Here is a 6,000-nt window from a genome sequence, read left to right as displayed (position 1 = left end):
CGGATTTCGTCGCCCCGCACCCCGCCCCCGGCGCCCCCGCGCCGCGACGAAATCCGGGTGACGGACGCCCCCCGATCGGCTATCCGTTCCGCGGGCGCAGGGCCTGTAGCTCAATGGTTAGAGCCGACCGCTCATAACGGTCTGGTTGCAGGTTCGAGTCCTGCCGGGCCCACCATCCGTTTTGCGGGGTGTTGGTCCCGCTTGGGCATTTCGGATTTAGCCCGCACCCGGCGCGCGTCGCCTCGCATGGCGTCAGCCCAGCCTCCTGAATCGGCGGGCCGGATCATCTGCGACGCTGAGACCGCCTCCGCCCGGGGGCGATCACGGGGCTGGGGCGTTTCCCCGAAACCCGCACCGCGTTCCGGTCGCGGCCTGCCTCGTCCATCGTGCCAGAGGCACGGGGACCGGCCCTGCAAACCCTGAGCGCTGATCCGATGAGTTCCGACCTGACCGTCTACTACGATGGCGGCTGCCCGCTCTGCCGGGCCGAGATCGGCCACTATCGCCAATGCCGCGGAGCCGAGCGGATCGCCTTCGTCGATGTCGGGCGCACCGCGCCGGAGGTCGGCCTCGGACCGGATCTCGACCGGGCCGACGCGCTGCGACGCTTCCACGTGCGGGGCGCCGACGGCCAGCTCGTGTCGGGTGCGGCAGCGTTCGCCCGCCTGTGGCGGGTCCTGCCGCATTGGCATTCGCTCGGCCGCCTCCTCGACCTGCGCGTCTTCGGGCTGCGGCCCCTCCTGCCCCTGGCCGAGGCGGCCTACCGGCTGTCGCTGCCCTTACGGCCACGCCTGGCACGGCTGATCGCACGCCGGCACCGCTGAGTCGGCAACGTCTGAGAAGAATCGCACCGGGGACCCGTATCGGATCACCGGGCGCCCGCGCCTGATATCCCGTGACCTGCCGCTGTGGTTCGTCGTGTATGAACAGGCTCAGCGCTGGCGGAAGCCGGCTGCTTCCGGCACCCGGCCGGGGATCTGCGCGTGGTGCTGCGCCTGGCCCCGGACAGCCCGCCCTACCCGGCAGCAATCGTGCTCGACAGCCGGGCCGTGCGTTCCCCGCCCGAGAGTGGCGAGCGGGCCGGTTATGACCGACCCGCACATCGCCGTCTTCGTCTGCATCCTGCTCAACCAGGCCGCTCGACGGATCACAAGTTCCAAACAGCCTTTTGTCACCACCCGCCAAATCCAGGCTCCCTCAATCCGCCTCTGCCGAGATTTAAGCAAACCAAAACGCGACGCCGATCGAGGGGCAATGGTGAACGCCGTTTCGCAGGACCCGATCGAGCAACTCTATCGGGCGCTCTGAATGCGCCGCGTCTTCACTGCTTGGCGTATTCCTCCGCCACGAGCCTGCGCAGGCCCGCTTCGAGATCGATGCGCGGCCGCCAGCCGGTCCGGTCGAGGAAGCGCGTCGAGTCGAGCATCTTGTAGGCTGCCCCCTGGAACGAGCCGGGCGGGCTCACCAAGGGGACGGACCAGTCGAGGGCGGCCAGGGCCGCCCGCGCCACCGCCTCGACGGTGACGGGCGTGTTGGCGGCACAATTGAGGATCTCGTTGTCGAACACCCGGTCGGCCGCGAGGATCGCGTCGATCTGGTCATCGACATGCAGCACCTCGCGAACGGTCTGGGGGTTGCCCCAGACCTCGAATTGCTGCGCGCCCGCCGCCTTCTCCCGCGCGGCCCGTTCGAGCAGGGCGCCGACGAAGTGGCTGCGGTCGGCGGCCTTGTTGTCGTGGGGGCCGTACAGGGTCGCCAGCACGCAGTGCAGGAAGCTCAGACCGTACTGGTGCGCGTAGGCCGCCGAGCCGGTCGCCAGGACCTGCTTGGCGAGCCCGTAGCCGATCACGGACGAGTGCGTGGGTCCCTGGCCGAAGCGCGCCTCGGGGAGCGGCTCCGCCGATTCCGGATAGGTGCAGGACGAGCCCGTGGAGACGAGCTTGGCCTGCGGTTGGTACAGGCGCCACGCTTCGAGGACGTTGAGGTGAATCCGGGCGTTGATCGCCAGGAGCTCGCCCTGGATGTCGTACTGCACGGCGCCGGTGCGCTGGCGGGTCACCACGTGGAAGATGCGGCCGGCCGGGGGCGCCGCGCGCAGCGCACGCTCGACATTCGCCCAGTCGGAGAGGTCACCCGCCGCGCGTCCGATGCCCACGACCTCGCGGCCCTCGGCCCGGAGCCGCGGGACGAGGTTGCGCCCGAGGAAGCCGTCGGCCCCGATGACGATGTCGTGCTCAGGCCCCGGCATGGTGAGCCCCGTCGCGATAGGCCTCGCGATACCACGCGATCGTCGGCCGCAGCCCGTCCGCGAGCCCCGTGAAGGTCGAGATCCCGAAGCGCTCGCGCAGCCGCCGGTTGGTCGAGCGGCGGGCGAGCACGCCGTGGGTCGCCGTGTCGGGGGCGTGGAGCGGCCGGTCCTCCCCCGCCACCTCCAGGATGGTGCGGGCGAGGTCGAGCAGGGTCGTGGTCTGCCCGCGGCAGAGATTGAGCACGTCGCTCGCCTCCCGTATCTCCAGGGAGCGGGCGAACACGTCGACGACGTCGCCGACATAGACGAAGTCGCGCTCGACCAGCGGGTTGCCCTTGATCTCGAAGCGCTCCCCCGGCGCCAGCGCGCGCATCACGAAAGCCGGCAGGACATGCGCCTTGCGCGGATCGGTCGAGTCGTGGGGACCGTAGGGATTGCTCAGGCGGAAGCTGAGCGTGTGGATCCCGTAGCGCTCGGCGTGGAGGTCGGCGACCACCTCGCCCCAGCGCTTCGACCAGGCGTAGAAGGCCTCGTTCCGATTGGGCGGCGCGTTGAGATCGACCGACTCGGCATCGTCGAGGGGATCGCAGGCCGCCGGATAGACGGCGACGCTGGAGGCCGCGCGCACCTCGCGGATGCCCTTCGTCAGGCAGAACCGGTAGAGGCGGTTGGTGATCTCGGCGTTGCCGGTGAGCAGATCGCTCTGCGCCGTCTCGAACTGGTCGGCATCGTAGCGCTGCGCGGCGACGTTGACCACGATCGTGTCGGCGGGGACCGACAGCGCCTCCAGGGCGTCGAAGCGCGCCGCCTCGGTCGCCCCCGGCACCGCGCGGCCGGAGGGGCTGACCGCGATCAGCCGCGGCACGCGACCGGCGAGATGCGCGACGAGGTTGCGGCCGACGAACCCGGTCGCACCGACGATGACGACGGTCTCGGGGAGAGCGCCCATGCTCAGGCCGCCTTCGGCAGGTCTGCGGCGGTGATCACCTTCAGCTCCGGAACCGGAACGATGAAGGCGCCACTGTTTTCGAGGTAGCGGCGCTCGCGCGCCAGGAACTCGTCGATGAAGTTCCAGGCGAGCACCAGATAGGCATCGGGCGCGGGCACGCTGCCCTCCTCGACGATCGGGATGCGCGCGCCGGGGATCAGGCGGCCGAACTTCAGCGGGTTCTTCTCGGCCGCATACTGAACCAGCCGCGGGCCGATGCCGAAGGCGTTGAGCAGGGTCGCGCCCTTGGCCGGGGCGCCGTAGGCGTGGACCGTCTTGCCCTCGGCGTGCATGCGCTCCAGCAGATCGAGCAGCGCGCCCTGCAGGCGCCGGACGTTCTGGGCGAAGCCGAGATAGGTCTCGAAGGTGCCGTAGCCGCGGGCCTCCTCGTCGGCGCGCATGCGCCTGACCGCGTCGCTGACGGGATGGGCGCCGGGGAAGCCGACATGCGCCTCGAGGGACCCGCCATGGACCGGGACGACGCTGACATCGAAGACTTCGAGACCGTGGCGCGCGAAGAGCTGCTCCAGGGAGCGCAGCGTGTAGTAGCACAGGTGCTCGTGATAGATCTGATCGAAGGCGGTATTCTCGATCATGCCACCCAGATAGATCGCCTGCACGACGAAGACGCCGTCCGGCTTGAGCAGCGTGACGATGCCTTTCACGACGCTGTGCAGCTCCTCCAGGTGGAAGAAGACGCCGGCGGCGGTGATCAGGCTCGCCGGACCGTCCTGGGCGCGGACGAGTTCCGCGGTTTCCGCATTGAAGAAACGGTTCACGGTCGGCACGCCCGCGGCGCGGGCCAGTTCCACGACGTTGGAGGCGGGCTCGACGCCGCAGCGGCGCAGGCCGAAGGGCTCGTACTGCCGCAGCCACGTGCCGTCGTTGCTGCCGATGTCGACGACGAGGTCCTGAGGCCCGAGGCCGTACCGCTCCACGAGCCGGGCCGCGGTCTGGCGGAAATGCTCGACCAGCGTCTTCGTTGTCCCCGAGACGTAGGGATAGTCGCTGAACATGCTCTCCTTCGGGATCGTGTGATCGATCTGGACGAGCGTGCAATCGTGGCAGAAGCCGGCGCGCAGGGGGAAATGCGGCTCGCGCCGGTCGGCGAGTTCCGGCGGGATCAGGCGGTTGCAGTGCGGCTGATCGGTCAGGTCGAGGAACAGCTCGACATCGCGTCCATCGCAGACGCGGCATGCCATGGCGAGTTTCGTTCCTGTCATTGTAAAACCTGTAACCATCCGCGATGCAGCGATTTACGAGCAAGAGGCGCTTAACGGTGGACGTCGAACAGCGCAACTAACGCCGCACGCGGGATGAACCAATGCCAAAAATACATCAGATCTTACGTAAAAGAGAGTTATTATGCATAAAATACACTATAAATTCTTCGTAACAAGCAAAATATCATGGTTTCGACGATAAAAATCTCGCAGAATAATCAATTCTACAGATAGAAATTCCGGTTTTAACAAAGAAAATATGGAATCAAATATGATTTTTTCTTCATGTATATCCGAAGCAGCGCGTTACAGCAGGTTCGATTGACGCATGAAGGCGAGCAGGTCATCGGCGACGAAATGATGCACGGCGAGCCCCGCCGCTCGACCCGCGGCAAGATCTGATTCCTGATCGCCGACCAGGAAACTCCGCGCTCGATCGATCTCCCAATGGGTCATCAAGTCGAGGATCATGCCAGGTTTCGGTTTACGCCACGCGTGGACCGCCTTGTAGGTCTCGACGGTCCCGTCGGGGTGATAGGGGCAGAACCGCAGGTCGTCGAAATGCGCGCCCACCGCGTTCAATTCATCCTGCATCCACCCCGTCAGGACGGCGAGATCCGCTTCCGTGTAAAAGCCGCGGGCGATCCCGGCCTGATTCGTAATAATGAACACGAAAAAGCCGGCGTCGTTCAAGCCGCGGATGGTTTCACGGGCGCCGTCTATCCAGTCGAACCTGTCGATTGAACCGACATAGCGATGATCGTGATTGAGAACGCCGTCACGATCCAGGAATGCCGCGGCCCTCCGTCGGCGGGCTGGAATCTCCGTCTGAGCCCGAGCATAACTCTCAGGCACGCCGATATCGAGGAAATAGCCGTCGTAGGCCCGGCCGAAGACGCGTCCCTCGGCGACCAGCCCGGGCAACACGTCCTGCTCAAGGGAGCAGGAGGCAGGCAGGCCCGTCAGGGCATCGCGGCGCACGAGATAAACCCCCGCATTGACGAGACCAGGGCCGGGGGCGGGCGGCCGTTGCAGGAACGCCGTGATCCGCGCCCCCTCAAGGACGGCCACGCCGTAGCGCGACGCGTCCGGGACCCGCCGGAGCGAGAGGATCATCGCCGCATCCGGGTGGCAGGATGCGGCGAGTGTGAGGGAGAGGAGATTGAAATCGAACCAGGAATCGCCGTTCAGGAGAAGAAACGTTTCCTGCGCCTCGGCGAGAGCATGAGCGACCGCCCCGCCAGTCCCGGCCTGCTCCGGCTCGATCGAGACCCGCAGCGTCATGCCGAAGCGGCGGGCGATCGGGTTGTCGGCGGCGTAGCTGCGGATCTTCTCGCTGTAGAACGACGCCAGCAACACGACGTCGGTGAATCCGTGACGACCCAGTTCAAACAGAAGCACGTCCAGGAACGGCTCGCCAGCCACGGGCAGGAGCGGCTTGGGGGTCGCCGCCGTTAAAGCGCCGAGGCGGGTGCCGAAGCCCCCACACAGGATCATCGCTTGCCTGACTGCGCCCGGCTTCGCATCCACCGCCCTGGTCA

General features: G+C 67.0%; 6 protein-coding genes, 1 tRNA gene and 1 pseudogene. 4 read left to right on the top strand and 4 right to left on the bottom strand.

Annotated features, from left to right (window positions below):
• Positions 1 to 99: 99 nt before the first annotated feature.
• From WYO_RS02510 to WYO_RS30635, 4 genes and pseudogenes are all read left to right on the top strand, one after another.
• Positions 100 to 175, top strand: a tRNA-Ile gene (locus WYO_RS02510).
• 259 nt (positions 176 to 434) lie between these two features.
• Positions 435 to 824 (top strand): DUF393 domain-containing protein, encoded by a 390-nt coding sequence (locus tag WYO_RS02505; RefSeq protein ID WP_007558654.1) that lies wholly within the window; start codon positions 435 to 437, stop codon positions 822 to 824.
• Positions 825 to 897: 73 nt separating this feature from the next.
• A pseudogene (locus tag WYO_RS32075) lies at positions 898 to 1,091 on the top strand (IS5/IS1182 family transposase); the annotation flags it as partial.
• The gene (locus tag WYO_RS30635) at positions 1,087 to 1,308 is read left to right on the top strand and encodes a hypothetical protein (protein WP_007558653.1); all 222 of its coding nucleotides are present in this window, start codon (positions 1,087 to 1,089) and stop codon (positions 1,306 to 1,308) included. The pseudogene WYO_RS32075 and the gene WYO_RS30635, both read left to right, overlap by 5 nt.
• Positions 1,309 to 1,321: 13 nt before the next feature.
• Here the strand turns inward: WYO_RS30635 and WYO_RS02500 are convergent, their stop codons facing one another.
• The 4 genes from WYO_RS02500 to WYO_RS02485 form a co-directional block, all read right to left on the bottom strand.
• Positions 1,322 to 2,248 (bottom strand): NAD-dependent epimerase/dehydratase family protein, encoded by a 927-nt coding sequence (locus WYO_RS02500; RefSeq protein WP_007558651.1) that lies wholly within the window; start codon positions 2,246 to 2,248, stop codon positions 1,322 to 1,324.
• Positions 2,235 to 3,197: an NAD(P)-dependent oxidoreductase gene (locus tag WYO_RS02495; protein WP_007558649.1), complete on the bottom strand. Its 963-nt coding sequence runs from the start codon at positions 3,195 to 3,197 to the stop codon at positions 2,235 to 2,237. The genes WYO_RS02500 and WYO_RS02495 overlap by 14 nt, the downstream gene beginning before the upstream one ends.
• 2 nt (positions 3,198 to 3,199) lie before the next feature.
• Positions 3,200 to 4,438 (bottom strand): class I SAM-dependent methyltransferase, encoded by a 1,239-nt coding sequence (locus tag WYO_RS02490; protein ID WP_007558647.1) that lies wholly within the window; start codon positions 4,436 to 4,438, stop codon positions 3,200 to 3,202.
• Positions 4,439 to 4,765: 327 nt separating this feature from the next.
• Positions 4,766 to 5,989, bottom strand: a complete 1,224-nt coding sequence (locus tag WYO_RS02485) for an HAD-IIIA family hydrolase (RefSeq protein ID WP_244424031.1) — start codon at positions 5,987 to 5,989, stop codon at positions 4,766 to 4,768.
• Positions 5,990 to 6,000: the final 11 nt, after the last annotated feature.

The organism is Methylobacterium sp. GXF4, from assembly GCF_000272495.1.
GTDB lineage: Bacteria > Pseudomonadota > Alphaproteobacteria > Rhizobiales > Beijerinckiaceae > Methylobacterium > Methylobacterium brachiatum.
This window is presented reverse-complemented; position numbering and strand designations above follow the sequence as displayed.

What these genes read in the sequence shown, in the direction of transcription:
- WYO_RS02505 (WP_007558654.1), top strand. Translation starts at nt 435, where the DNA reads ATGAGTTCCGACCTGACCGTCTACTACGATGGCGGCTGCCCGCTCTGC.
- WYO_RS30635 (WP_007558653.1), top strand. Translation starts at nt 1,087, where the DNA reads ATGACCGACCCGCACATCGCCGTCTTCGTCTGCATCCTGCTCAACCAG.
- WYO_RS02500 (WP_007558651.1), bottom strand. Translation starts at nt 2,248, where the DNA reads ATGCCGGGGCCTGAGCACGACATCGTCATCGGGGCCGACGGCTTCCTC.
- WYO_RS02495 (WP_007558649.1), bottom strand. Translation starts at nt 3,197, where the DNA reads ATGGGCGCTCTCCCCGAGACCGTCGTCATCGTCGGTGCGACCGGGTTC.
- WYO_RS02490 (WP_007558647.1), bottom strand. Translation starts at nt 4,438, where the DNA reads ATGGCATGCCGCGTCTGCGATGGACGCGATGTCGAGCTGTTCCTCGAC.